Consider the following 800-nt stretch of genomic DNA (forward strand, 5'->3'; position numbering starts at 1 on the left):
CGGGGTGCCCGTCTTCTGGGAACCACAAAGTGGACGCAAGCAATCTCTGACCACTCCTACCAGCCTTTACAACGGTATGAGTGTAGTGATTATCAAGTTATCGGCTTATTAGTACCGGTCAGCTCCGACAGTCTTTAGTCCTGTCTTCCACATCCGGCCTATCAACCCAGTCGTCTGGCTGGGAGCCTCTCCCCCGAAGGGATGGAAATCTCATCTCGAAGCCGGCTTCCCGCTTAGATGCTTTCAGCGGTTATCCGTTCCGAACGTAGCTAATCAGCGGTGCTCCTGGCGGAACAACTGACACACCAGAGGTTCGTCCATCCCGGTCCTCTCGTACTAGGGATAGATCTTCTCAAATTTCCTGCGCGCGCAGCGGATAGGGACCGAACTGTCTCACGACGTTCTAAACCCAGCTCGCGTACCGCTTTAATGGGCGAACAGCCCAACCCTTGGGACCTACTCCAGCCCCAGGATGCGACGAGCCGACATCGAGGTGCCAAACCATGCCGTCGATATGGACTCTTGGGCAAGATCAGCCTGTTATCCCCGAGGTACCTTTTATCCGTTGAGCGACAGCGCTTCCACAAGCCACTGCCGGATCACTAGTCCCGACTTTCGTCCCTGCTCGACTTGTCAGTCTCACAGTCAAGCTCCCTTGTGCACTTACACTCGCCACCTGATTGCCAACCAGGTTGAGGGAACCTTTGGGCGCCTCCGTTACTCTTTAGGAGGCAACCGCCCCAGTTAAACTACCCATCAGGCACTGTCCCTGAACCCGATTAGGGTCCGAAGTTAGATAT

1 rRNA gene is annotated in these 800 nt (G+C 55.1%); it reads right to left on the minus strand.

Going from position 1 to position 800, the window contains the following annotated elements:
• Nucleotides 1-88: 88 nt before the first annotated feature.
• Nucleotides 89-800: ribosomal RNA gene (locus C5C24_RS17460) — 23S ribosomal RNA — on the minus strand; the annotation flags it as partial.

The sequence above is a fragment of the Rathayibacter sp. AY2B3 genome (assembly GCF_002931755.1).
Classification (GTDB): domain Bacteria; phylum Actinomycetota; class Actinomycetes; order Actinomycetales; family Microbacteriaceae; genus Rathayibacter.